This is a genomic window from Pseudobdellovibrionaceae bacterium (genome assembly GCA_023898385.1).
Lineage (GTDB): Bacteria > Bdellovibrionota > Bdellovibrionia > Bdellovibrionales > UBA1609.
In genome coordinates this window covers 1,113,167-1,135,280 of record CP060220.1, presented here as the reverse complement: position 1 = coordinate 1,135,280, position 22,114 = coordinate 1,113,167, and the positions used below count along the sequence as shown (strand labels likewise).

Sequence of the window (22,114 nt, the reverse complement as noted above, 5' to 3'; positions counted from 1 at the left end):
ATAGTGAGCCCTGGTATTGTATTAAAATATGCGTCCGTACACCTTGATTTTGTCACCTAAGTTTTTTCCCATTGAAGATGGACTGGGTCGTTACACCTATGAGTTTTTTGAAGCTCTTAAGCGCGAGCTTCCGGAAGGCTCTGTTCAGGTGCTCACCAGCAACAATGACCAGATCTTTGAGGCGACAAAGTCGTGGGAGGGGATTTTCCCCATTGTTGGTAAATGGAAATTTTGGCATTTAAGGCAGTGTTTTAAGACTCTTTCTAAAAAATCTAAACCTGAGAGAGTTCTAGTGCAGTATGTCCCCACCATGTACGGGCCCTGGGGCGGGATTAACTTTTCTTTTATTTTTTTTCTTTGGTATTTGCGTTGGATTCAACGGGTAAAATTGCAAGTGATGTATCATGAGTTGCATTATCCGCTGTTGGGTGATTTGAAGTCCCTGGTGATTTTCTCAGCCCACATTCTAATGTTGGTCGGCAGTGGGGGTGCGGCGAATCAGCTCTACGGATCTACGGCTTATAACACGCGGTTTTTAAAGAAATTGTTTTTTGGACTAAAGCGCAAGGTTTTCCATCTACCTGTGGGCTCTAATGTCACTGTGAGCCCAATCTCAGAAGCAGAAAAAAATGAGCGGCGAAAAAAAATCGCTCCCCATGGCGAGATGATTTTGGGGTGTTTTGGCACCTTTCACCCTTCAAAAAACTATCCACTCATTATTCAGACTCTGTCTGATTTTTTGGCGTCCGGCGGAGCGGCATTAAAGCTGGTCTTTGTCGGCGCAACCACAGAAGATATATTAAAAAACCTGCCAACCATGTTACAGGCGTCGGCAAAAAAGTTTGTTGTGGGTACGGGATTTTTAAGTATCGAGGAGGTGAGTCATACTTTACAAATCATGGACGGCTTTGTGGCTTACTTCATTGACGGCGCCACCACTCGACGAGCATCAATGTTGGCAGCACTTCAGCATGGTGTGCCGGTGCTGTCGACAACAGAGGCCCGAGGAGATGAGTTGTTTAAGGGTTTAAACTTTATGACTCTATTGCATCATGAGCCGAAATTGTTCTCAATTCAGATGACTCATGCATTAAAGCAAGGGTGGCCACTAAAACAAAAGAAGCAGGGCGTGGAGCCCATTGTGCAGTTCTATGATGCGCATTTTTCATGGGACATACTGGCTAAGAGCTATATTTCTTACGGATAAATTTTTGCACGGGTTTGCTAAACAATCGGTGAAACAGAAGGGCTGCCAAAATTGCTGAAATAATAACTATCAAAATGTAGAGCCAAGGGTGTTTGCTAAATCCAAACCGAACATACGCGCCGACAAAAACTTGGTGAACAAGATAGATTTCATATGACACGACACCAACAGCAACTAGAATTTTATTTGACAGCCACCGGCTTAATTTATGGTCCCTATTGAGTGCCAACAACAACACAAAAAAGGTAAATGCCGGTGCAATCAGGGTATAAATAAAAGACCAATAGAACACATCTTCATTAAGATGGTGCAATCCCGCAGTGAGCAGAGCGGCAGCTAGAGACAGCCAAAGAGTGAGTGGTTTTCGAACCCATTTCCATGCAGCCATATGACTGAAATACATCCACCCTAGGCATCCCCAAATGATGGCATCCATTCTTAAGTGGCTATAAACCTGCAATTGCGCAGGAGTGATGGATTCAGGAGAAGCGAATGCCAGCGTTCCTCTCCAAGCAATCGAGCCTAGGGCTGTCATAAGCAAGAGGCCTTTAAGATTTTTGTTGAAGAGGGCAAATCCTAACATAATAAATATATAAAACTGCTCTTCAAATGCGAGAGACCACATCACGTTAAGTGCGCCGGGTATGTCGCCAGCGGTGTGAAACTTCGCATAATTGTATAGATACAATGGCCAAGACCAGATAATGTCAGAAACAGATTGAAGTTTTGCATAAAGGGACTTGTCGGCAACGAGAGCCACCACCGTCAGTCCCAAAAGGGTGAGATAATAGGGTGGGAAAATTCGACTGGTTCGACGAATGAAGAAATCATAGAGCACAGTTCTTTTAGAGTTCTCAGGGGCTCTTTCTACACATTGCCAAAGGCTTCGCGTCACCAGAAATCCGCTCACGGCAAAAAACAACTCAACTCCGAGGTCCCCGCGAAGTCGTATGGCCTCAAGCCATGGCGGAACCGAGACGGGGAGGTGGTGCAACACCACCCAAATGATACTAATAGCCCGAATGCCATCGAGCATGGGAAAGTAACTGTGGAGAGAGTCGTTTTTTATCATAAAAACATTATAAACTGGACCGGACTCAGGTCAAAGGAAGCGTTATACTGATATCTCAAACCGGCAGCGGGGAAAATGTCATGATTCGAGATATTGTAAAAGGTATGGTGCCAGATAAATATCACCGGCGACTGTATGAAGCCTGGAACGACTACGTCAGTGGTTGGGCCAGCTTACATTATTCACAATTTGGTGAGGACATCATTATCAATTATCTCTTAGACAACAAGTACGGAGGGTTTTTTGTGGATGTGGGGGCATTTCACCCACGGCATTATTCAAACACCTACTTTTTCTATCGTCGTCGTAAATTTCAAGGGATAAACATTGAGCCAAATCCGGATGTGATTTCACTATTTCGACGGATGCGGCCTCGAGACACAAACCTCAATTGTGGGGTGGGGGCAGAGATTTCTCGACTTGTTTACTACAAAATGCAGGATCCCCTATGTAATACGTTCTCCCAAGAATACGTGCAAGTTTGTCAGGCTAGAGGAGTAGAAGTTCAACAAAAACTTGAGGTGAATGTGGCCCCATTAAGGGACTTGCTTCATACTCATGTGCCCAAAGGTCGTGAAATCGATTTTCTGTCTGTAGATGTGGAAAACTTTGATCTTGAAGTTTTGCAGTCTATGGATTGGCAATCCTACAGGCCAAAAGTCGTGGTGGTTGAGGATCACGAATATACATTGAGTCATCCCGAAGCGCCCAGTCGAATTTATAGCTTTTTAAAAGACAGAGACTACAGTCTAAAGTCGGTGTGTGCCTATTCTTTGATTTTTTTGAGAAACGGCGCTTAGCGGTTAAAACCAAACAAAATTTTGCCGATAAGTTTCTATGCGTATTTTACACGTGGGCAAATATTATTACCCCCATCTCGGCGGCATTGAGACGGTGACTCGAGATCTGTCTGAGGGCTTGGTGGCCCATGGGCATGATGTCACAGTCTTGTGTTATTCGGAAGATGGCCGGTCAGATAAAGAAACAATAAATGGTGTTCACGTGGAGCGAATGTCTCATATGGGGGTATTGGCATCCCAACCATTAAGCCTATCATTCGTGAAACGCCTGATTGAAATTGCAAATGACTTTGACGTGATTCACTTGCACTCGCCAAATCCTTTGGCCGAATTAGCACTCGGTATAATGAAGCTTCGTGGCATTTTGGTCACAACCTACCACTGCGACGTTGTCAGGCAGAAATGGCTTTTGCCCTTTTATAGGCCATTTCTAAAACGGGCGTTGAATAAATCTCAAAGAATCGTAGCGGCCACCCAGTATCATGTGGAGTACAGTCATACCCTAAAAGATTATGCCCACAAGTGCGATATCATTCCATTTGGTATTCGAGAAGATGCGTTGATACTGAACGAACAAGGTCAGCAGCTGCTCGAAGACAACAAAAACCGCTTCGGATCATTTTTGCTTTTTGTCGGAAGGCTTGTGCCCTATAAGGGGTTACATATTTTGTTTGAGGCTATGCAACACATTGAACAGAAATTAGTTATCGTTGGCCGAGGCCCAGAGAAGCCAGCGCTTATGGCCTATGCCAAAGAATTAGGCATCGACGATCGAATCGAATTTTTAGGACGGGTAGAGGACAGCAATGAATTTGCTTCACTTTTACATGGCTGTGAATTACTCGTTTTACCTTCAATAGACAAGAGCGAAGCATTTGGTATGTCTATGGTTGAGGCGATGGCTTGTGGAAAGCCTGTTGTTTCAACATCGCTCGAATCGGGAGTGCGCTTTGTGAATGCAGATGGTGAAACGGGATTGCAGGTGCCACCCAATAACGCCAAGCTGCTCGCCCATGCTATTGGTAAATTATTATCTGATGATTTAATGCGATCAAAAATGGGGAAAGCCGCGCGTCTGCGGTTTGAATCGCAGTTTCAATCCGCAGAGATGATAAATAGTTATTTGGCGCTATTTGAAAGCTTATCAGAACAACAAAAGATCAACGATTTACGCCAGGTCAGTTAGGGCTCCACTCCATTAGGAACAGAAATCAAAGTAGTATTGCGATTTGTTGCGCAGACAGATTTGACAGGGGGCTGTTTGCAGGCTTGACCTTGTTAGAGCCGCCTTGATAATTGTCGAATTACGCTATTTTTTTTTGCTAGTAATAAGTATATACTAGTATATACTTAAGGCATGTTTTTGGTCGAGGTTTGTCGGGCTTTGAAAGCTAAAAAAGTTCGTTACGCTATAGTTGGGGGGTACGCAGTGGCTCTGCATGGAGCTGTGCGGGGAACCGTTGATATAGATGTAATCATTCAAATTTCAGAGGCACAATTTGTTAAGGCTGAAGCCGCGTTGAAATCTCTTGGGCTCACGCCCCGACTGCCAGTGTCTGGGCGGGAAGTCTACCAATTCCGTGAGGAGTACATTAAAAATCGAAACCTAATAGCGTGGTCATTCATAGACTACAAAGATCCGTCCAAAATCGTAGATATCATTTTGACTGAAGATTTGAAAAAGTTAAGTGTAAAAAACGTCAAGGTGGGCCCTGAGAGTTTGCCCGTGCTCGCTGTTGACGACCTCATCAAAATGAAAAAGAAATCGGGCCGTAAGCAAGATCTTGAAGATATTAAAGCATTGGAGGCGTTGAAATGAAAACCGTCCAGTACTTCAGTAAAGAGTATCTTGAGCAGTGTCGAAAAATGAAACCGAGAGAAATTCTTAGGTTTTTGGAAGACTATCGCAAGCTACACACAAAACCCTCGAAATCAAAACTCATCAGCCTAAAGGTCGACGAAAGGTTATTAGAAGTATTTCGCAAAAAAGCTGAGCTGCATAATGTAAAATACCAGACAATGATCAAGAAGCTGATGCAAGATTGGGTCGATAAGCAAAAATAAGGTGCCCATCAAAGAGATTACAGTTTTTAAAACCTAGCATGTAAAACTTAGTACGGCTCAATTTGATCATAAACCTTGATAATTCCATCGACCATAGCTTCAACGGAAAACCTTTGCGACACTGCAGCCCTCGCTACTTGACCTATTTTTTCACGCCGTTCAGGATTGTCCAAAAGATGCTTTACACTTTTTGCCATGGCATCCACATCACCCATGGGGTACAGCAGGCCGGTAACACCGGGATCAATAATTTCTGTGGGACCACCCTGATTGGCAGCCACAACGGGGCGTTCGCAGGCCATGGCCTCTATAATCACGCGGCCAAAGGCTTCTGGTTTTGTGGAGGCGTGAACGACAATATCTAAACCTTGCATGGCCACTTCTGGTGGATCAATGTATCCAACCAGATGCACCCGTTGTTGTAGCCCCAGGGATTTAATTTGGGCCGTCAGTTGGTCTTTGTAATTTTCGTCGGAGCTGGTGTCATAAATAGGGTCACCCACAATAATGAAATGAGCCGTGGACCCCTCGTTAACCAGTTGTTTGGTCATTTCGATAAACTGCATTTGACCCTTCCATTGAGCTAGAACGGCCACGATTCCCACCAGGGGAGTGGACTCATCAAGCTTGAGGTGGTCTCTAAATGTGGAGCCTTTTTTAGGTATAAATCGATGAACATCAATGCCGTTATAAACCACATGGGCAGGATGTGGGGCGAGAGTGTGGGCCGTGCTTTTCGAGTTGGCCACGAGGTGAAAGTTTTTTTGTCGGGCCATTGCACGCAGCAGCTTTAAGGTCAGACCCTGCGGCAAGATGTCGCGCAGGTGGCAAAGCACAGGCGTTTTATGCCACGGCAAAGTTTGGCCGGCCAACAAATGGCACTTAATTCCCGAAGTATGCACAAGATGGGGAGACGAAGTTTTTAATAGTTTTGTCAGCTGATTAACATATTGAGTGATGTGGGGGAGCTGAGGGAGTGCCTTTAGCGTGTCATTCAAAAAGTTTTGTCTCGACACCTTTAAAAATTGATCGGGAAAGGGCAGTACTTCAAATTCGATTTTATTTTTTTCTAATACCTCCACCATGGGGCCGCCCGATTGCGGGAGAATTACCCAGGGCGTGTAACGGCCATTTGATTGCCGATCCAGTCGGGTCACAATATCAAGTAGGCTTCGTTCGGCGCCGCCTAGATGGGTGGCTATGGTATAAAACGCCACTTTCACAGTTGATCCTCTATAAACTGGCGGGCGAATTTCTCGGCAATGTGATCCCAGGTGAATTCAGACCGCACCCGCAGCAGGGCCGCATCTCCGCGTTTTTTTCGCTCAACGGGGTCAAGCAGCACTGACTTTAATGTATTGGCTAGTTGATCTGGATTTGAGGGGGGCACAAGCCAGCCGGTCACTCCGTTTTTGATAGCATCGGGAATGCCGCCGCTATCTCCTCCAATTGATGGTTTGCCACAGGCAGCCGCTTCTAAAAATACGATTCCAAAACCTTCCGTGGCCGGTAAGTTGAGATCCTCTCTTGAGACTAGCAAAAATACGTCGCAAACATTGTAATAGTCTCGGAGATCTTGTGGATGTACGGCGCCAACAAACTCCACCACGCGGTCCAGTTTATAATTAGAACTGAGCTGTCTCAGTCGGTTTTCATCTGGACCTGTGCCACAAATCAAATACTTCATGTAGTGAGAAAGGGGAGAGAGCTTTGCCAGCGCCGCCAGGACTTGATCGACTCCCTTGTTGGGCACCAGGCGGGAAATGGTCAATAAAACAGTTTTTCCCTGCAGTTGGTGTTTCTCTATGAGGTTTTTGGAGGCATTTTCGGGATAGAATTCTTTTGTATCTACTCCGTTAAATACAGTGACGATTTTCTCAAGGGGTGATTGGGTGTTTTGATGCACAAGATGTTTTGTGTAATCACTCACGGCAAAAATTTTTTTTGCTCCTCTAAAGCAGCGATATTTCAAGCCCTGTAGGGACTGCCTTATTCTTTTTTTAAGTGTGCGGTTAGATTCTAAAACTTCAACGGCGTGGGTTAAAATGTAATAGGGGGTGGCAATGCCCCATAGTGAATTTGCCGCGGCAGTGGCCAGAGCATCGGGCAGCCACAGGGTGTTGAGTATGGCATTCGGCTTAAACTCTTTAGCGGCCCGTCGAATTCTCCATGAAAAAGGAGTGACAGCTAAAAACGCCTCGTCCGGAAGGGTGACTCTCTTTACCGGAAAAGGTCGACCTTGGTCGTGATGCTTTTCGTCGGGATGATGAGGGGCTAAGACTAAAACGTCCATGTCATCCCGGCGGGCGAGGGCCTCCGCCAGGTGGTCGGCGCAGGTGGCCACTCCGCCCAGGCGGGGACGATAGTCGAAGGCTGTGATCAGAAGACGAAAAGGTTTTGCCATAATATACAGCAATTATTTCTTAAAAAAGAAAAAGGGTCCAGAAATTCTCTAGGAGAGTTTCAATAGTGAGCGGTTGTGGCAGAATAAACCTATGAATCTACGTCAGCAGTACATTTTTGCCGCAGCTTCATTTATTGTTTTTGTGCTCGGTCTGTCTTTTAATTATCTCGATCTCAAATCCTGGTCCATGATTGGACTGGCGGCTTCGGGGCTCGCCGCTTTTTTTTTTACCGCTCAAAGTCGCAACATTTGTTGTATTTCTCTATATAGGATTTGACGGCTTTTTTAAGGTGATTTCAAATTATCACCCCTTCGTGCATGTGGGGGCCGATATCCTGGTGGTGGCCCTTTGCGCAAAGGCCCTTATTGAAAACTATCTGTATCGAAGAAAGCCAGAGCGACTGCCTCCCTTTACACTTCTATTTGCCTTCCACTTTTTTTGGGTGCTGATTAATATTTTTCACCCCTATTCATTGAGCTTATTTTCATCGGTGGCGGGCGCTAAAGTGTATGTGTCCATGTTTACTCTCTACTTTTTTGGCTTTTACTTGGTGAAATCGGTTAAAGATGTACACTTTTTTATTTGGCCCTGGATAGGGATCACGTTGGTCCATACATTTACTGGTGTTTATCAGGGGCTAACCGGGCCAGACAGTGTTTTGGCTCTACACTCTAGGTACAGTGTTCAGCTTTCAAAGTTTGCCGATCAAGCCTTTCGCCCTTTTGGTTTGACTAATTTGCCCGGGGCTCCCGCCGTATGGATTTTCTTAGTCACACCCCTAGTCGTATATATGATTTTTAACAATCGCTCGAAGCTCATGCGTGTGTTGATGATCTTAGCGGCTCCATTTTTGGGACTAACACTTGTTCTGTGCCAAGTGCGCTCGGCTATTTTCAAAACCCTTTTTGGGGTAAGTATGTATTACCTGGGCAATCTTGTGCGCATAGGTCGGCTGTCGTGGCGAAGGGCCGCATATAACTTTGCCCTCACAAGTCTATTGGTGGGATCAACCTTTTACTTTTTACCACAGCTGACCAACTACGCCGAAGACTCCTACGCTGAGAACGTTCGAGCGGTGAAGCGGTCGTTGACCACCTTTGAATATGATTCCATGAGCCATGCCAGAAGGGGAGCGTGGGAGCGGTTCACCAAGTATTTAGTAGAGGTTCCTTTTGGGGCGGGTCTTGCGCGTGTGGGGGCTGCCGGTGGTGCTTTTGAGAAGTTAAGAAACCGCGATCCCTATTTTTCAGCCGATCATTTTTTTGCTGATAATTTTTGGATTGCCTCATTGGTGGAGCTAGGGTTTCCCGGTATGTTGCTTTTAACATTTATCTTGTTTGGAATTCTCATTCGAGGATTTTTTAGTTTGAGAGATCAAAAAGACCCACAAAAGCGATCCTTGCAGCTTGCCATATTGTCGGCATTAACAGCTAGCGTTGTAGGTTTATACGGAGCCGAAGGCGTTCTCTATAACCCTGAGTCTAGTTTCTTTTGGTTTTTCTCGGGTGTTTTGATGAGGTTATCCAGCGACGACTGAGTCATTATTGCGGGATAAGATATCAGTTGAGAGTAGCACGAACTCTTTGGCTTTAAATATTACAATCAAAATGCATGGAGATATTCTTTAGCAACCAGTGACCAGGGTCGGGCACTGGCTGTTTTGAGGCCTTCATTTCTTAAGGATAATGCTTTTTCAGGGTTTTCAAAAAGTTCTTGAAGTATTTCATGAATGTTTTGAGGTTGAGGATTTTGTGGAAGAAAGAGGCTGTCTGACTGATTGGTGAGGATGTCGCAGACGCCGGCATTTTCAGAAACCACAAGGGGCACTCCACATGCCAAGGCTTCCAGGCCCACAAGTCCAAACGGTTCATACATGGATGGCATGACCACCGCATCAGCGCTGCGGTAGATGGGGGCCATTGTGGACTGCGGCCCCAAAAAATTCACCCGATCAGAAAGTTCCAGTTCACGACTTAGCTTTTTAAAACTTTGAGGGTTTCCGCCGCCAACCACAGAAAGTTTAATTTTAGGGTTATGAAAAAGGGCTAAGGCTCGTAGTAACAAGCTTAAACCTTTTCGCTCATTGAGAGCTCCTGCAAACAGCACGTGAAAGTCTTTTTCATCAATGGAGTGTTGGTGACGCCACTGCTGTCGCTCGTGACCATTGGGGTCAGCTAATTCTTGAGGCTGAAATTCAATATTGTTCACGCCATGGGGAATAACCGCGATGTTTTCAGCTTTGATGTCGAGGTGGTGAATCAGTTCATCTTTAATGTTGCTTGAAATGGCTATGAATTTTTTGTCGTTGGTAAAAATGGCCCTTTCCATGGCCACTTTGTATTTTCTAAGCATCTGATGATAGGGGCTTGCCTGTGTCTCGTTCCATGCGGATTGCACAAAATGGACATGTATAACATCTGACTGCGTGGTGCAGGCGCCAGCCGCGTGTACTTGCGTATGGGGTGCTAATGTGGATTTTAACCATCCCGTTTTTTGCTGAAACCAAAGGTCTTTTATCGGCAGGGGTCTTCGGATTAAAGGTTTAATAGGATGGAAACTCACCGTGCCCCACTGCTCAGGACGAAAGTCGGTAAAGGTGTAGGCGAAAATATCCACCGGTACCTGATGGCTTAAGTGCTTTGCAATCTCAAGCGTGCAGCGGTCTTGTCCCCCTTTTAAGTTGAGATCGTGGATGACCACAGCTATGCGATGGGGCTTGCCAGTTGCTTCAGACAAAAGTTCTCCCTGGTTGAAGTTTAATTATATCGGTATGATTGAACTTTGAACACTAGATTTCATCGGATAAGTTTTGGAAAAAAAACTCAGAGTCTTAAGCATTGGCCATTCTTATGTGGTTTCCGTCAACCGATCTGTGATGCGGGCTATGGCGGCAGACCCGAGCTTATCTGTCACTGTGGTGGCTCCGCAGTTCTTTCACGGCTCGCTGAGATCTTTGTATTTAGAACCCGAGCCCAAGGGGTCGAGTTTAAATATTGTTGGCATCCCGGTCCAGTGGAGTGGAAAAATACATCTATTTCGCTATGATTTGAGCCTTTTAGATTGGCTTTTGGAGCAACAAGAATTCGACGTGGTCCATGTGTGGGAAGAGCCATATATTTTTTCAGGTTACCAACTGGCTCGCTACTTTAGGCAAAAAAATATTCCCTTTGTGGCATGGACCGCTCAGAACATTGTGAAAAAATATCCGCCACCCTTTAGTTTTTTTGAGAAAAAAGTGTGGAACTGGTGTTCTGCATGGGTGGCCTGTGGCAACTTGGTATTTTCTGAAATGGTGAAAAAGGGCATGCCACAATCGAAAGGATATGAAATCCCACTGGCGGTGGACACAGATTTATTTTTGCCACTTTCCCCTTCGAAAAAACAAGACCTGCAAGCACAGTTAGGTCTTAAGGCACCAGTGATAGGGTTTTTGGGGCGTCTGACTGAAGACAAAGGATGTGAGATCTTGATGGGGGCCATTGAAAAGCTCCCCAAGGACCTGCCTTGGAGTTTGTATATTATGGGCACGGGGCCTTATGAAAAGACTCTGAAGGATTGGGTCGCGCGGCGGGGTTGGGCCTCTCGTTTGCGTCTGGAGTTATTGAAGCATGATGAAGTGCCCGCGCGATTGCCGGCAGTGGATGTGCTGATGGTCCCTAGTCAAACAAGAAAAAACTGGCGAGAGCAATTTGGCCGCATGCTGGTTGAGGCTTTCGCATCGGGCGTTTCAGTGATTGGAAGCAACTCGGGAGAGATCCCCTTTGTGATTGGCAATTGTGGGCAAGTGGTTCCAGAAAGCGATGTGGAGGCTTGGGCTGCGGCACTTGAGAGATCATTGAGGCAGGTTGAAACAAGAAACCAATTTGTCGAATGTGGATTGGAGAGAGCCAAAGTATTCTCAGCTGAGAAAGTGGCTAGGCAATATCGAGACTTATTTATTGAGGTGGTTCGGTGAAGTTCAGTGGATTCAAGGCCACGCTCAATGAAGTGGCAAGGTCACGTTTACTGAAAGCCGTTTCAATGATCATATCGGCTGATTTTTTACGGGCTGGTCTTGGCTTTGCGATTTCTATTGTTGTACTAAAAAATCTCGACACCGAAAGTATCGCTTTGCTTTATCCCTTAGTCAGTTTGTTGATGATTGCCACTCAGTTTGGTGATTTGGGGCTTTCGGGCTCGTTTATTGCTATTGTCTCACCGAAAATCCTCTCTGACCATAAAGGATCGCAAAAGCTTTATAATGGTTTTTTTCAGATTAAGTTATTACTGAGTTTCGTTGTTTTGCTTTTTGGATGGATTTTTGCCCCTTTCGTGAACTCCTATTTTTTTGAGGGACTTGCCGCCCATACGATGTGGATTCGTTTGACTTTGGTAGCTGGGGTGGCTTCGATTGTGGCGAGCTTTTATGCCACTAAACTTCAGTCAGAAAAAAGATTTCGGCACTTATCCATTTTAAAAGTGGTGCCGACTGTAATGAAATTCGCTGTTCTCGTTATGGCACTAGGTTTTTTTCAATTGGATTTTCGTTGGGCATTTGTGGCGTTTATGATGGTGCCACTTGTGAGTTTGGTTTTAGGCGGGGTCGTCAATAGTCATACCTTTTTGCGATATCGATCGCCACTGCTTCAAACGTTCTCTGGTCATTGGGTGTTAATTTTTTGGGTGATGATTTCCATGGTAGCCAATGTTTTGTTCTCACAAGCCGATATTCTTATGTTAAAAGCTTTGTCCTCCGTTGACGAAGTGGCTCGTTATGTGGGGGGGCAGCGACTGGCGGCGGTCTTTCCGGTGATCAACGCAGGCGTGATGACGGTGCTTTTTCCTGTGGTGAGTGCCTACAAAAATACTTCTGAAATGAAAAACTATGTCAAAAAACTATTTGTCTTACTACCTATTGTTTTGTTTGGCGGGCTTATTGTGGCCATGTTGGCCCCATGGATTATCGAGGTCATATTAGGGGTCCGATACGAGAGTTCGGTGATTGTATTTCAGATTTTAGTTTTTCAATTTGCCTTTGGTTTTTTTCTTAACCCATTGACCTTAATGTTATTTCGACTCAATAAGACGCATTTTTTGGCAGGCCTTAATATAGTTCAATTGATTTTAAATGTCTTGGGTAACGCTTATTTAATCCCTCAAATGGGGGCAATGGGGGCCGCGGTCACCACTCTAGTTATACCCATAGTAACGGCAGTGTTTTTATTTTTTCCCTTGCGCCAGGGTTTCAAGGCATAAATTTTCTAAATCATTCATCATGCGTGCGGCAGAAAATAGTTTTTGCGCTCGCAGCTGAGCTTGGTGTCCCATTTCTTTGCGCCGTTCGGGGGAGCTTGCCAGTAAAACCAACTTTTCACTCAAATCATGGGCGTCACCTGGTTCAAACAATAAACCCGTATCAGGGGCTTTCACAATGTCTAAGGGGCCGCCTGATTTCGGAGCAATAACGGGTTTGCCCAGGGCCATGGCCTCAGTTAGAGTGAGGCCAAAGGGCTCGGGCGTGGTGGAGGCATTCACAAGTACATGGAGGTTGGCGAGGGCCGTTGACGATTGGGCCGTGAAGCCGGGCCACTTAACGTTGAGCCCGCAGGATTCAGATTCAGCTATGAGTTGTTGGGCGTAGGGCGTATCTAAGGGCTCGCCCCAAATGACGGCAACGATTTTCAAAGTGGGCTTTGTTTTTTTTATGTGTTTTAGGGCTTCAATAAGAAGATGTACACCTTTCCAGGGTTGCAGGCGACAGAGCATACCCACCACAAAGTCATCTTCGCTGATTTGAAGCGTCTTTTTCATTTGCTCCACATCAGCCAAATAAAGCGTGTCCCTCGGGTCATCGCTTCCAAGAGCGAGGACCTTTACTTGCCGTCCAGAGGGTATAAAAACAGATATTGTTCGTTCCACACGCTGTTGTTCTTTAAGTGTGTGTTGAGAGTTAACCAACAGCAACTTATGGGGAAGGGTGGCCGCCAATTGATCCATCCACCCACCCACGGGACCATGTTGAAACCAAATATGATGGACCTTTGTCAGTGACGTCGCAGGTCCAGCAAATAACGCCGCATAGGCCATACTGGAGTGCACCAGATCGGCCCCCGTTTTTTCTGCCACCGTTTTTAACCACAAAACAGTTTTTATATAATGATCCGGGCGGCGGAGTCGGGGGATAAAGGGGCATTGATACACAGGAGCTTTATTCTGTCTGAGCCATTCAGTGAGGGGTCCTGGTCGAAAAACAGCATAAGAAGGTGAAAACTTTTGAGGATCATGGTGTTTCCAAGTGGATTTAAGAAACGTTTCAACGCCGCCAACTCCAGAGTTGGGGACCACATAGAGAATAGATATTTTTTTAACAGAATCGGAGCTGGCGCTGCGGTCGATAGGGGCCTCCACTTTTTTATCTCACCTATCAAGAGTAGATTTGCAAAGAGCGTGAGTCAATTTGCAGTGATTGACGAACGTCACATTGTGTTTGAAAATAAAAACTCACACCCCAACTGGGATTTGCCCTGATTAGAAAAAGGAACAGGCCGGTGAGTTCGAGCAGTACATTAACTGAGCAAAGGGTGAAGGCGTCCGAGATGAGCGACGGCCGAAGCCACGATGTGATCTACCAACGTTGTCTGCAGTTGATAAAACAGCATGATTTTTCTGGAGAGGCCCTCGACTTTGGTGCCGGGCGTGGAGCCTTTTCGGAGGTTCTTTGGCAATCACAAAAATTTCAAAAGGTCACTGGGGCCGACTTGCTACCCAGACCCAGTCAATTGCCTGAAAGTATTCAGTGGCTGCATCTTGATCTAAATAATGAAACTGGGCTGCCCTCAGAAGCTTTTGATGTGGTAGTTGCACTGGAAGTCATTGAACACCTAGAGAATCCGAGGCTTGTGGCTCGGCAATGGTTTGAGATGTTGCGACCCGGTGGGCATTTAATTATGAGTACGCCAAATAACGAAAGCCTCCGGTCTTTGCTGGCTCTTTTTTTAAGGGGGCATTTTGTGTCCTTTTCAGATCGCGATTATCCAGCCCATATTACAGCTCTGTTAGGTCAAGATCTGCAGCGAGTATTGAAAGAAGCGGGATTTAAAAATATTCAAACGTATTACTCCGAATCAGGAGTCTTACCAAAATTCACAAACATCACCTGGCAGACGGCATCCTTTGGTTTGTTGGGGGGGCAACGTTTTTCGGATAATGTCTTTGTTGTGGCAGAAAAAGCTTAGTTACCCTGATTTGAGATATAGATAGCAGTCAGCGCCATGGTGAGTACCGTACTGATGACACCCACAACGACCACAGTATTGTTGTTGATCCACATTTTTTCTTCGGGAACAACGATAATGTCATTGGCTTCGAGAGAGTAATAGTTGGTGTTTGAACCACTAATGATATCATTCAAATCCACTTCAATTCTTTTTTCTTGCCCGCCAGTTTTTCGTTTGATCACTACATCAGAGAGTAGCGCCTCTGAGGTGGGGCCACCAGCATAAGATAATAGATTAACAAGATCTGTGCGCACAGGCACGTGGTGAATGCCGGGTCTGCGAACAGCGCCCCAAAGATTCACCTTCATCAGTACAGCGCCTTTTCGTCGACCGGAGATAAATTCACTGCCTTGGTTTGCGGTAATAATATCATCAGACAACGAAAAGCCTGTGGTGAGGTCAGCAGCATAGGCTTGGCTGATTGGAAATAGAAAACTTAAGAAAATTGCAATCAGCCGCTTCATGAAAAGTTAACCTGTTTTTGAGTTTTTAATGTTGCTAAGAAAGTCAGCCAATTCGGGATCAGCGCCAGGGCGATGTCCGTTGTTGGTGGGGCCCTGGTCATGATATCCGCGGTGGTAGGGGCGAACATAATACGGCACAATGTATTCAGAGGCTTTCACGTTATTTACGATACCATAAATGCGTTTGTAGGCGAGTTGCAGGATTTTATTATGGGCATCCACAAGTTGTTTTTTCGTGGTTTTTCGGTAACTGGAAACCATAAGCCCAAAGTCTGAAATACTCGCAAGAATAGCGGAGTCCACAACGGCGTTGGCCGGTGGTCCGTCAAGTACGATGTAGTCGTATTGACCACGGAAGTGCTCAATGAGCAGGCGAAATTTATCGCTGCTTAAAAGTTCGGTGGATTTACTCAAGTCAAATCCTGCAGTGATTACATCGAGGTTTGGAAATACATTTGAGACTAAAATTTCATTAATAGGGGTGTTGAACTTGAGTAGATCTGCTACGCCCAAGTGAGCCGTCAGGTCAAAGTAAGGACCCACGGCCGGTTGTCTCAAGTCACAGTCGATCAACAGGGTTTTTTTGCCCAGTTGGGAAATACACACGGCCAAATTGCTGCAAACAAAAGACTTTCCTTCACCCTGGTTGGGACTTGAAATAGTGAATACTTTTGCCGCGTTGCCATGTTTTACAATGGACTCCAGTTGCGCCCGGATATATTTAAAAGCCATGGCTTCCAGTGACTCAGGGCGATTGTTGCATACGAGGAGGTTTGGCGAACCCACTTTTACATGCCGATGCCCAACGATATCTGTTTTACTCATGTAGGGAACTTCGCCCATATAGTGAAATCCGCAGTCTTCCACGTCGTCTCTTGATTTTACCGACGGATCAAGCAGCTCAATGGCTGTGATAACGGCTGTTCCGAAAAACACGCCAAGTAAAACTGAGAAAATCAGTTTAACAATCAGTGATTTCTGCGGAGTGGCCCCGGGGAGGGACGCCATCTGTTCGGCGCGGATGTCGCCCACCTGTGAAGCTCTTTGTATTTCAAGATCGCTGAGTTTTTTCTTAAGCTCAGTGAAGATGCTGTATTCAAGCTGTACGGCTTGGTCAAGTTGCATGTATTCCTGTTCGAGGCGGGGCAAAGTTTCAATGCGGCGACGGGTGTGACCCAGCTCTGTTTTTAAAGTGGAAATTCGCGCTTCAAGTTCGCGGTTTTTTTCTTTAAAATCTTTAATTTTAAGTAAAGCTTCCTCGGGGTCCACATCAGTTTGCTCTGAGGCGGCCAATGAATTGGCGCCTGATCCTGAGCGTTGAGCTTCGCGCATAGTTCGTCCCAATTCTTCAGAATGTCGATCAATTTCTTTGTCTATTTCAACGATGCGCCAGTGGTCTTCTTTGTATTCTTGTTGAATCATCAAATCTCGTTCACGCTTGAGATCACCAATCTTCTTTTCAAGTAGGGGGATGTGAGCGCCAGCAGTGAGTGATGTGGCCTGAGAACCACTAGAAGCCAGTTTGCTTAAATAGTTTTTTCTTTCTTTTCTGAAGTAGTCGATCAGTTTATTGTTCTCTTCAATTTGGAGTCGAGCACCTTTTAACTGGGTTTCATTTTGGTGCAAGAGAGCGGCAAGGCCGTCAGCTTGTTGGGTCGAAGAAATAATATTGTGCTTCTTTTTAAACTGCACAAGGTCCAACTCTGATTTTTTCAGTCGGGCAGTGGTGTCAGAAATCTTTTGGGTGAGATATTCTTCAAGTCGTGTGATTTCGCCGCTGCTGCGTTCTTGTGATGACTGTACGATGTCTTCTGCAATGGTATTGGCAATTTTTTGCGAGGTGTATGAGTCAAGTGTTGTGACTTTGATAAAAATCAAATTGTTAAAGTCAGTTTCATATTCAACTACACTTTTTAAGTAGCTGACGATGGCTTCTACGGGAACGTAGATCTTTTCTTGAGATTGATCCCAAGGAAGCTTCACATTTTTGTGTATAACATGGGTTATAAAATGACCCCAGTATTTTCGTTTGAGCAGACTGACGTCTTTAGGTGCAATCAGGTTGATTTTTTCAAAGCTGGTGTCAAACTTTAATTGGTGCGCAATATTATATAAAAAAGTATCTGATTGTAGGTGGTGTAAATAGCTATCAATGCGTTCGCTGGCAGAAGGGGCGCCCATGCGTTGCAGGTTCATTATGTCTACAACTTGTGGCCCTTTTGGCGGCTCTACTACTAATGTGGCTTGTGCTTTAAATTCAGGAAGATTCAGTAAGTGGCCAATGAGGGTGCCCAATGTAGTGATGGCCACCATCAAGTAAATATACTTTCTCTGCAGGCGAACGATATTGAAAAATTCGCTAAATCCCATGCGTTTGCGTTGATGTTCGTCATCACGCAACGTCACTTTCTTTCGCTCATTTTCCCTGTCAGGTTTATGGTGTTCTTTTTCCATCAACTTCTCCAACTTACCCAACTCTTCGACAGGTCTAGGAGAAGACTTTAACAATTTGTGAAAACTAGACGGAAGTCGCCATTAGCGCATGCCAGATATGGACAGGACGTGCCACTCATTGTTGTACAGACGAAAGCGAACATTTATGTCAAAAAGCTGTACACCAAAGTCTTGCTTGTATCGACTTTCGTCGGAGTGGGTGTTTCGGTAAATGCGTGGCCTTGGATCTTGTTGAATGGTTTCTGTGATGAGACTTTGCCAGTCCACAGATGGATTGAGCGTCTGCAGTCTTTCAAGTTGGGCTTGCGCCTCGGTGCCAAATTGAACGGGCCATTGCTTCGGACGAATAACCCGCGTCCAGCCCGCCTGGGCCTTTAGGGGGGCGTCTGTTTCGGGAAGGTAGGGTTTGATATCCAGCACGGGCGTTTGGTCTACGATGTCAACTCCGCTTAAGATAATTTTATCTTCACAGACTTTTTCTATCTTTGCCAGCGAAAGACCAATGGGGTTGGGCCGAAGTGGGCTTCGAGAAGCAAAGACGCCGACGCGTTCTCCATTGAGTCGGGGGGGTGCAATTTTGCCCTTAACATTTTTATTTGAGTTAAGATGAAAAACAAAAATAATCCAAAGATGAGAGAAATCATCAAGCCCGCTTAATATGCCCTCAGGGCATCGATCAGGATGCAAAATCAACTGGGCAGGGGCCGAAGGCACTAAACCAGGTTGTCTCGGAGTGCCAAATTTTTCTTTAAAACAGGATTCAATATGCCCAATGGGAAGAAATTCCATTTAATCTCCGAAGTGGATTCGTAACAGAATTTAATTTATACTCCTAGCAGTGGTGACAAAGAGAATACAGAGAAATATTTTTAAGGCCTTGGGTTTTTTGTTTGTGGGCTTAGGGTTAGTTGGCGCCGTGCTTCCAGTGATGCCCACGGTTCCTTTTTTACTGGTGGCGGCGTTCTTTTTTTCAAAAAGCTCGCCCCGCTGGCATCACTGGCTTTTAACGCGGCCCCGTGTAGGGCCAATGCTCCGAGATTGGGAGCAATATAAAGTCATCCGGTTGCGGGCCAAGGTGTTGGCCTCCGTGGTGATTGTTGCTGGGTCAGCGGGCACACTGTATTGGGTGCCGTTGCCGTTGTGGGCGCGATGGGGCTATGTTTCTGTGATTGTGTCAGTGCTTGTTTACATTTGGTCAAAGCCCTCGGCCCCACCTCAAGAAGTGCAAGACCAATTTCAATCTTGAATTGTGAAGAATTTGTCATTAGAAAAAGGATCTGCCTGATTAAGCGTAAAGGGGGATTCATGTTAATACTAGGCCTAGATTTTGAGACCACCGGTCTTGATGCCACTGAGAATCGCGTGATCGAAATCGGTGCCGTGGTTTGGGATACCGATCGACGAAGACCTGTGCAGCTTTTTTCAGAATTGATTAAGCCCGAACCCCATATTCAACTCCCGCCTGAAATCACAGAAGTGACAGGGATCACCCAAGAAGATATAGACCGCTTTGGTGAAGACGGGGTGGCGGCTTTTTCTCGTTTGCAGGATTTGGTGAGTCAATGTGACTATGTGGTGGCTCACAATGTGAGTTTTGATCGGTCCTTTTATGAAAACGAGTTGATGCGTTGTGGATTTGTGGCTGATCCATCAAAACCATGGATCGACACTTTGTATGATCTTCCTTTTTCGAATCGGGTGTCATCCAGAAAACTCACCCATGTGGCTGCCGATTATGGTGTGTTTAATCCCTATTCCCACCGGGCACTTTTTGATGTGATCACCATGCTACAGCTATTGTCTCAGTTTGATTTTGATGAGGTGTTGGTGCGGCAAAAGAGTCCCAATGTGGAAGTGGTGTCTCATGTGACCTATGACGAGCGCGAAGAGGCAAAAAAGATGGGATTTCGATGGGATGCCGGTCGTCGCATTTGGGTGAAATCCATGAAAGCCTGCGACGCAAATCCCGGAGTATTTCCCTTTGATATCAGTGTGCATGAGCTCAACTAAAGGTAGGGCTCAAGCCACTTTCTTGGGGCAATCTTAGCGCCGAGCAGAGATAAAAACGTAAAGGAACCGCCTAGTTTTCGATCTAAAAACATAGTTTGGTGGGGAGGTACGCGCAGGTGAAACGCAGAGATCAAATCACGGCCTTTTTGCACCACTCGTTTAGGTAAGTCAGAGTCTGAAAAATCGTAGATGATGTCATCCATAAAGGGCTCGACGATCAAATCACAAAGATCTATGTAGTGTTGGCGTAAAACATCAGAATCTTCAGGCAGCACAAAACCAATTTTCTCTGAGGCTTCCATGAGCTGAGACCGGTCTTTTCTTGCGGCCGATAAAACCAGCTGTCGATAGGGTTCTATAAATTCAGGTTCCACATTTCGAGTGGCACCAAAATCAAATAAAACCAGTTGGTCACGGTGGGGGCCTGGTTTGATTAGGTAATTGCCCACATGGGGGTCGGTTTGCACCAAGGCCCAAGAAAAAAGTTCTTCAAGGTACAGTTTAAGATATATCTCAGCCACTTTGTTGCGGCGCTCTTGCGGCCATTGGCCCAATTCAGGGCTGGTCACGCTGACCCCTTCGATGTACTCAGTGGCGAGCACTCGCTGAGAACAAAACTCAGGAAAGGTTTTTGGAATGAGATAGTCTTCGTTGCCTGCCAAATGCGACCGATATTGCTCCATGAGGCGGAGTTCGCAAGTGTAATCCATCTCTTGATTTAACATTTCGTTCACTTCCGCGAACAAAGAGTCGGTGCGCTCAGATTTAGGCAACAGCTTTGCCAGTTGCAACATGGTTTTAAGTGCTTTCAAATCACTGTGCACGGCTTTGTCGACTCCGGGATATTGAATCTTCAACGCCAACCACTGGCCACTGGATTTGTGTTGGGCTTTGTGGACTTGACCGATGGATGCGGTACCTATGGGTGTTGGGTCTACAACCAGGGCCTCAAGTTGGCTTCCCAATTCTTGGTGAAGTTGCTTTTTCATCACTGCCCAGTCCACAGCGGGTGAATCTTTTTGTAGAGTGCGCAAAAACTCATTGGCCTTTGGAGGCAAAAAGTGCTCGCCGTAAACAGAAAGCATCTGTCCCACTTTCATTGCGCTGCCTTTGAGTTGCCCCAATTCGTCAGCCCAAAGTCGGGCTTGTTTTTTTAGATATTCTTCAGTGAGACTTTCCCTGTTGTCTTGATTCATCCAAACATCAAAGGAGGTGGCGGCCGCCTGGGCTCCCGATTGGACAATCATTTTGGCAAGTTTCATCTGCCGCGAGAATACACCGGTTTTTAATCGAGAGATTTTTTTTGATGCCATCAAGTGGGTCCTGCAGTCCTAAGGCGTGTTGCTACTAATTCATCGGCCATCTGGTCAAGATCAGTAAGGCTAGGGACAAGTACCACTTGGTCGCTCGCGGGGCCATATAAATTAAGTTGAGTGTTTTTTCCGCCCACCCAAATTTGAAAGGGATGTTTCACCAAATGCACGAGTTCACGGATGTACTCACCTAATGTAACCTTTTCTAACTCAGGAGGAAGAGGCGTGTTGCCTAACACCACATGCGTGATTTTTAGGGCATTCATGGCGTCCGCTAGTGCCGAGGCTGGAAGATTGGCGCCAAAGTAATGAGTGCTAATGCCGTGATGACGAAGCAGCACATTTGACAAAATGATACCAAACTCATGAAGGTCACCCTCTCTGGTGGCGAGGGCCATTTTAACGGATGCGCCATCGAAGTTTGCAGCGACCAAGTTCACATGCAGTTGTGAAATTTGGTCACGCAAGATAGCTGAGAGGGCGTGTTCCTGCGAGACGGACAGCTCACCAATTGAAGACAAGTGCCCTACTTCAGCTAGTAAGGGCGAGATAAATTCCACAACAAAGGAGCGGGCCGCCATTTGATTTCTCGCACGAAATAAATGTTGGGCCACCTGTGTGAGTTTGTAGTCGAGAAGGTCTTGCAGTAGTTCTCTGATCCATGGTGATTGCTCGGCCTGAGCACTTAGACTTAATTGCCGGGGCGCGGGAAGGGTCAATGGGGTTGACGAATTTGTCTTGGTGGCTTCGGGTGTTCGTTGGATTTGGGTCACTAAGGTGAGCAATTCACTATCGGGGAGGTTGGCGATTCGACCGATGGTGAACCCATGGTCCACAAGATTTTTTAAAATCCGCAGGCGCTCCACGTCTTTCACTGTATAAGAGCGTCGACCTGAAGGTGAACGCTGGGGGGTGACCGCATTATAACGACGCTCCCAGGCGCGCAGCGAGTGGGCTGAGATATTGGCTAGTCGAGAAACTGTGTTTACGGTCAATAGACCCATGGCTTTGTTGTCCATAAAAGGCAGTCTATTTTTCGCCTGCATGGGTGTCAAATAGTTGTCTAAGT

21 protein-coding genes are annotated in these 22,114 nt (G+C 45.9%); 11 read left to right on the top strand and 10 right to left on the bottom strand.

All coding sequences use genetic code 11. The features are described 5' to 3' along the window. The first annotated feature begins 28 nt into the window (after positions 1–28). Positions 29–1,207: a glycosyltransferase gene (locus H6626_04930; protein ID USN48436.1), complete on the top strand. Its 1,179-nt coding sequence runs from the start codon at positions 29–31 to the stop codon at positions 1,205–1,207. Here the strand turns inward: H6626_04930 and H6626_04925 are convergent. Beyond that, the gene (locus tag H6626_04925) at positions 1,182–2,279 is read right to left on the bottom strand and encodes an acyltransferase (GenBank protein USN48435.1); all 1,098 of its coding nucleotides are present in this window, start codon (positions 2,277–2,279) and stop codon (positions 1,182–1,184) included. The genes H6626_04930 and H6626_04925 overlap by 26 nt on opposite strands. Positions 2,280–2,359: 80 nt before the next feature. Between H6626_04925 and H6626_04920 the strand changes: the two genes are divergently transcribed. From H6626_04920 to H6626_04905, 4 genes are all read left to right on the top strand, one after another. Beyond that, positions 2,360–3,079, top strand: coding sequence for an FkbM family methyltransferase (locus H6626_04920; protein USN48434.1), 720 nt, complete (start codon positions 2,360–2,362; stop codon positions 3,077–3,079). 37 nt (positions 3,080–3,116) lie between these two features. Further along, a complete protein-coding gene (locus H6626_04915; protein ID USN48433.1) occupies positions 3,117–4,265 on the top strand; it encodes a glycosyltransferase in 1,149 nt (382 codons plus the stop codon). Positions 4,266–4,508: 243 nt separating this feature from the next. Next, a complete protein-coding gene (locus tag H6626_04910) occupies positions 4,509–4,898 on the top strand; it encodes a hypothetical protein (GenBank protein ID USN48432.1) in 390 nt (129 codons plus the stop codon). After that, positions 4,895–5,143, top strand: a complete 249-nt coding sequence (locus H6626_04905; GenBank protein USN48431.1) for a hypothetical protein — start codon at positions 4,895–4,897, stop codon at positions 5,141–5,143. The genes H6626_04910 and H6626_04905 overlap by 4 nt, the downstream gene beginning before the upstream one ends. Positions 5,144–5,190: 47 nt before the next feature. Here H6626_04905 and H6626_04900 read toward each other — a convergent pair whose 3' ends face one another. Together H6626_04900 and H6626_04895 are read right to left on the bottom strand one after the other, a co-directional pair. Further along, a complete protein-coding gene (locus H6626_04900; GenBank protein ID USN48430.1) occupies positions 5,191–6,366 on the bottom strand; it encodes a glycosyltransferase family 4 protein in 1,176 nt (391 codons plus the stop codon). Further along, positions 6,363–7,547 carry a glycosyltransferase family 4 protein gene (locus H6626_04895; GenBank protein USN48429.1) on the bottom strand — a complete coding sequence of 395 codons (1,185 nt, stop codon included), beginning with the start codon at positions 7,545–7,547 and terminating at the stop codon, positions 6,363–6,365. Before H6626_04895 ends, H6626_04900 begins: the two co-directional genes overlap by 4 nt. A gap of 290 nt (positions 7,548–7,837) precedes the next feature. Between H6626_04895 and H6626_04890 the strand changes: the two genes are divergently transcribed. Then, a complete protein-coding gene (locus tag H6626_04890) occupies positions 7,838–9,085 on the top strand; it encodes a hypothetical protein (protein USN48428.1) in 1,248 nt (415 codons plus the stop codon). 65 nt (positions 9,086–9,150) lie between these two features. Here the strand turns inward: H6626_04890 and H6626_04885 are convergent, their stop codons facing one another. Then, complete coding sequence (locus H6626_04885; GenBank protein USN48427.1) at positions 9,151–10,284, bottom strand: glycosyltransferase family 4 protein; 1,134 nt, start codon at positions 10,282–10,284, stop codon at positions 9,151–9,153. 73 nt (positions 10,285–10,357) lie between these two features. On the opposite strand from H6626_04885, the gene H6626_04880 reads away from it, so the two are divergent. Continuing rightward, a complete protein-coding gene (locus H6626_04880) occupies positions 10,358–11,503 on the top strand; it encodes a glycosyltransferase (GenBank protein ID USN48426.1) in 1,146 nt (381 codons plus the stop codon). Further along, positions 11,500–12,783 (top strand): oligosaccharide flippase family protein, encoded by a 1,284-nt coding sequence (locus tag H6626_04875; protein USN48425.1) that lies wholly within the window; start codon positions 11,500–11,502, stop codon positions 12,781–12,783. Before H6626_04880 ends, H6626_04875 begins: the two co-directional genes overlap by 4 nt. On the opposite strand, the gene H6626_04870 is transcribed toward H6626_04875, so the two are convergent. Then, positions 12,748–13,935 carry a glycosyltransferase family 4 protein gene (locus tag H6626_04870; GenBank protein USN48424.1) on the bottom strand — a complete coding sequence of 396 codons (1,188 nt, stop codon included), beginning with the start codon at positions 13,933–13,935 and terminating at the stop codon, positions 12,748–12,750. The genes H6626_04875 and H6626_04870 overlap by 36 nt on opposite strands. Positions 13,936–14,123: 188 nt before the next feature. Here H6626_04870 and H6626_04865 point away from each other — a divergent pair, with 188 nt between their 5' ends. Then, positions 14,124–14,762 (top strand): methyltransferase domain-containing protein, encoded by a 639-nt coding sequence (locus H6626_04865; protein ID USN48423.1) that lies wholly within the window; start codon positions 14,124–14,126, stop codon positions 14,760–14,762. Here H6626_04865 and H6626_04860 read toward each other — a convergent pair. The 3 genes from H6626_04860 to tsaA form a co-directional block, all read right to left on the bottom strand. After that, complete coding sequence (locus H6626_04860) at positions 14,759–15,268, bottom strand: SLBB domain-containing protein (protein ID USN48422.1); 510 nt, start codon at positions 15,266–15,268, stop codon at positions 14,759–14,761. The two genes, H6626_04865 and H6626_04860, sit on opposite strands and share 4 nt — an antisense overlap. Positions 15,269–15,274: 6 nt before the next feature. Next, positions 15,275–17,722 carry a polysaccharide biosynthesis tyrosine autokinase gene (locus tag H6626_04855; protein ID USN48421.1) on the bottom strand — a complete coding sequence of 816 codons (2,448 nt, stop codon included), beginning with the start codon at positions 17,720–17,722 and terminating at the stop codon, positions 15,275–15,277. A gap of 81 nt (positions 17,723–17,803) precedes the next feature. Further along, positions 17,804–18,511, bottom strand: coding sequence for a tRNA (N6-threonylcarbamoyladenosine(37)-N6)-methyltransferase TrmO (tsaA, locus tag H6626_04850; protein ID USN48420.1), 708 nt, complete (start codon positions 18,509–18,511; stop codon positions 17,804–17,806). 52 nt (positions 18,512–18,563) lie between these two features. Between tsaA and H6626_04845 the strand changes: the two genes are divergently transcribed. Next, positions 18,564–18,968 carry a YbaN family protein gene (locus H6626_04845; GenBank protein ID USN48419.1) on the top strand — a complete coding sequence of 135 codons (405 nt, stop codon included), beginning with the start codon at positions 18,564–18,566 and terminating at the stop codon, positions 18,966–18,968. Between the two features lie 59 nt (positions 18,969–19,027). After that, positions 19,028–19,732: a 3'-5' exonuclease gene (locus H6626_04840; GenBank protein USN48418.1), complete on the top strand. Its 705-nt coding sequence runs from the start codon at positions 19,028–19,030 to the stop codon at positions 19,730–19,732. Here H6626_04840 and H6626_04835 read toward each other — a convergent pair. Both H6626_04835 and H6626_04830 read right to left on the bottom strand, forming a co-directional pair. Next, a complete protein-coding gene (locus tag H6626_04835; protein ID USN48417.1) occupies positions 19,729–21,045 on the bottom strand; it encodes an AarF/ABC1/UbiB kinase family protein in 1,317 nt (438 codons plus the stop codon). The genes H6626_04840 and H6626_04835 overlap by 4 nt on opposite strands. Continuing rightward, entirely contained in the window at positions 21,045–22,064 is a 1,020-nt protein-coding gene (locus tag H6626_04830; GenBank protein ID USN48416.1) for a MerR family transcriptional regulator, read from the bottom strand. Before H6626_04830 ends, H6626_04835 begins: the two co-directional genes overlap by 1 nt. Positions 22,065–22,114 lie beyond the last annotated feature (50 nt).

Excerpts from the sequence above, each read along its gene's own strand:
- tsaA (USN48420.1), bottom strand. The coding sequence starts at position 18,511 with ATGGAATTTCTTCCCATTGGGCATATTGAATCCTGTTTTAAAGAAAAA.
- H6626_04865 (USN48423.1), top strand. The coding sequence starts at position 14,124 with ATGAGCGACGGCCGAAGCCACGATGTGATCTACCAACGTTGTCTGCAG.
- H6626_04895 (USN48429.1), bottom strand. The coding sequence starts at position 7,547 with ATGGCAAAACCTTTTCGTCTTCTGATCACAGCCTTCGACTATCGTCCC.
- H6626_04925 (USN48435.1), bottom strand. The coding sequence starts at position 2,279 with ATGATAAAAAACGACTCTCTCCACAGTTACTTTCCCATGCTCGATGGC.
- H6626_04855 (USN48421.1), bottom strand. The coding sequence starts at position 17,722 with ATGGAAAAAGAACACCATAAACCTGACAGGGAAAATGAGCGAAAGAAA.
- H6626_04930 (USN48436.1), top strand. The coding sequence starts at position 29 with ATGCGTCCGTACACCTTGATTTTGTCACCTAAGTTTTTTCCCATTGAA.
- H6626_04920 (USN48434.1), top strand. The coding sequence starts at position 2,360 with ATGATTCGAGATATTGTAAAAGGTATGGTGCCAGATAAATATCACCGG.
- H6626_04840 (USN48418.1), top strand. The coding sequence starts at position 19,028 with ATGTTAATACTAGGCCTAGATTTTGAGACCACCGGTCTTGATGCCACT.
- H6626_04905 (USN48431.1), top strand. The coding sequence starts at position 4,895 with ATGAAAACCGTCCAGTACTTCAGTAAAGAGTATCTTGAGCAGTGTCGA.
- H6626_04860 (USN48422.1), bottom strand. The coding sequence starts at position 15,268 with ATGAAGCGGCTGATTGCAATTTTCTTAAGTTTTCTATTTCCAATCAGC.
- H6626_04915 (USN48433.1), top strand. The coding sequence starts at position 3,117 with ATGCGTATTTTACACGTGGGCAAATATTATTACCCCCATCTCGGCGGC.
- H6626_04830 (USN48416.1), bottom strand. The coding sequence starts at position 22,064 with ATGGACAACAAAGCCATGGGTCTATTGACCGTAAACACAGTTTCTCGA.
- H6626_04835 (USN48417.1), bottom strand. The coding sequence starts at position 21,045 with ATGGCATCAAAAAAAATCTCTCGATTAAAAACCGGTGTATTCTCGCGG.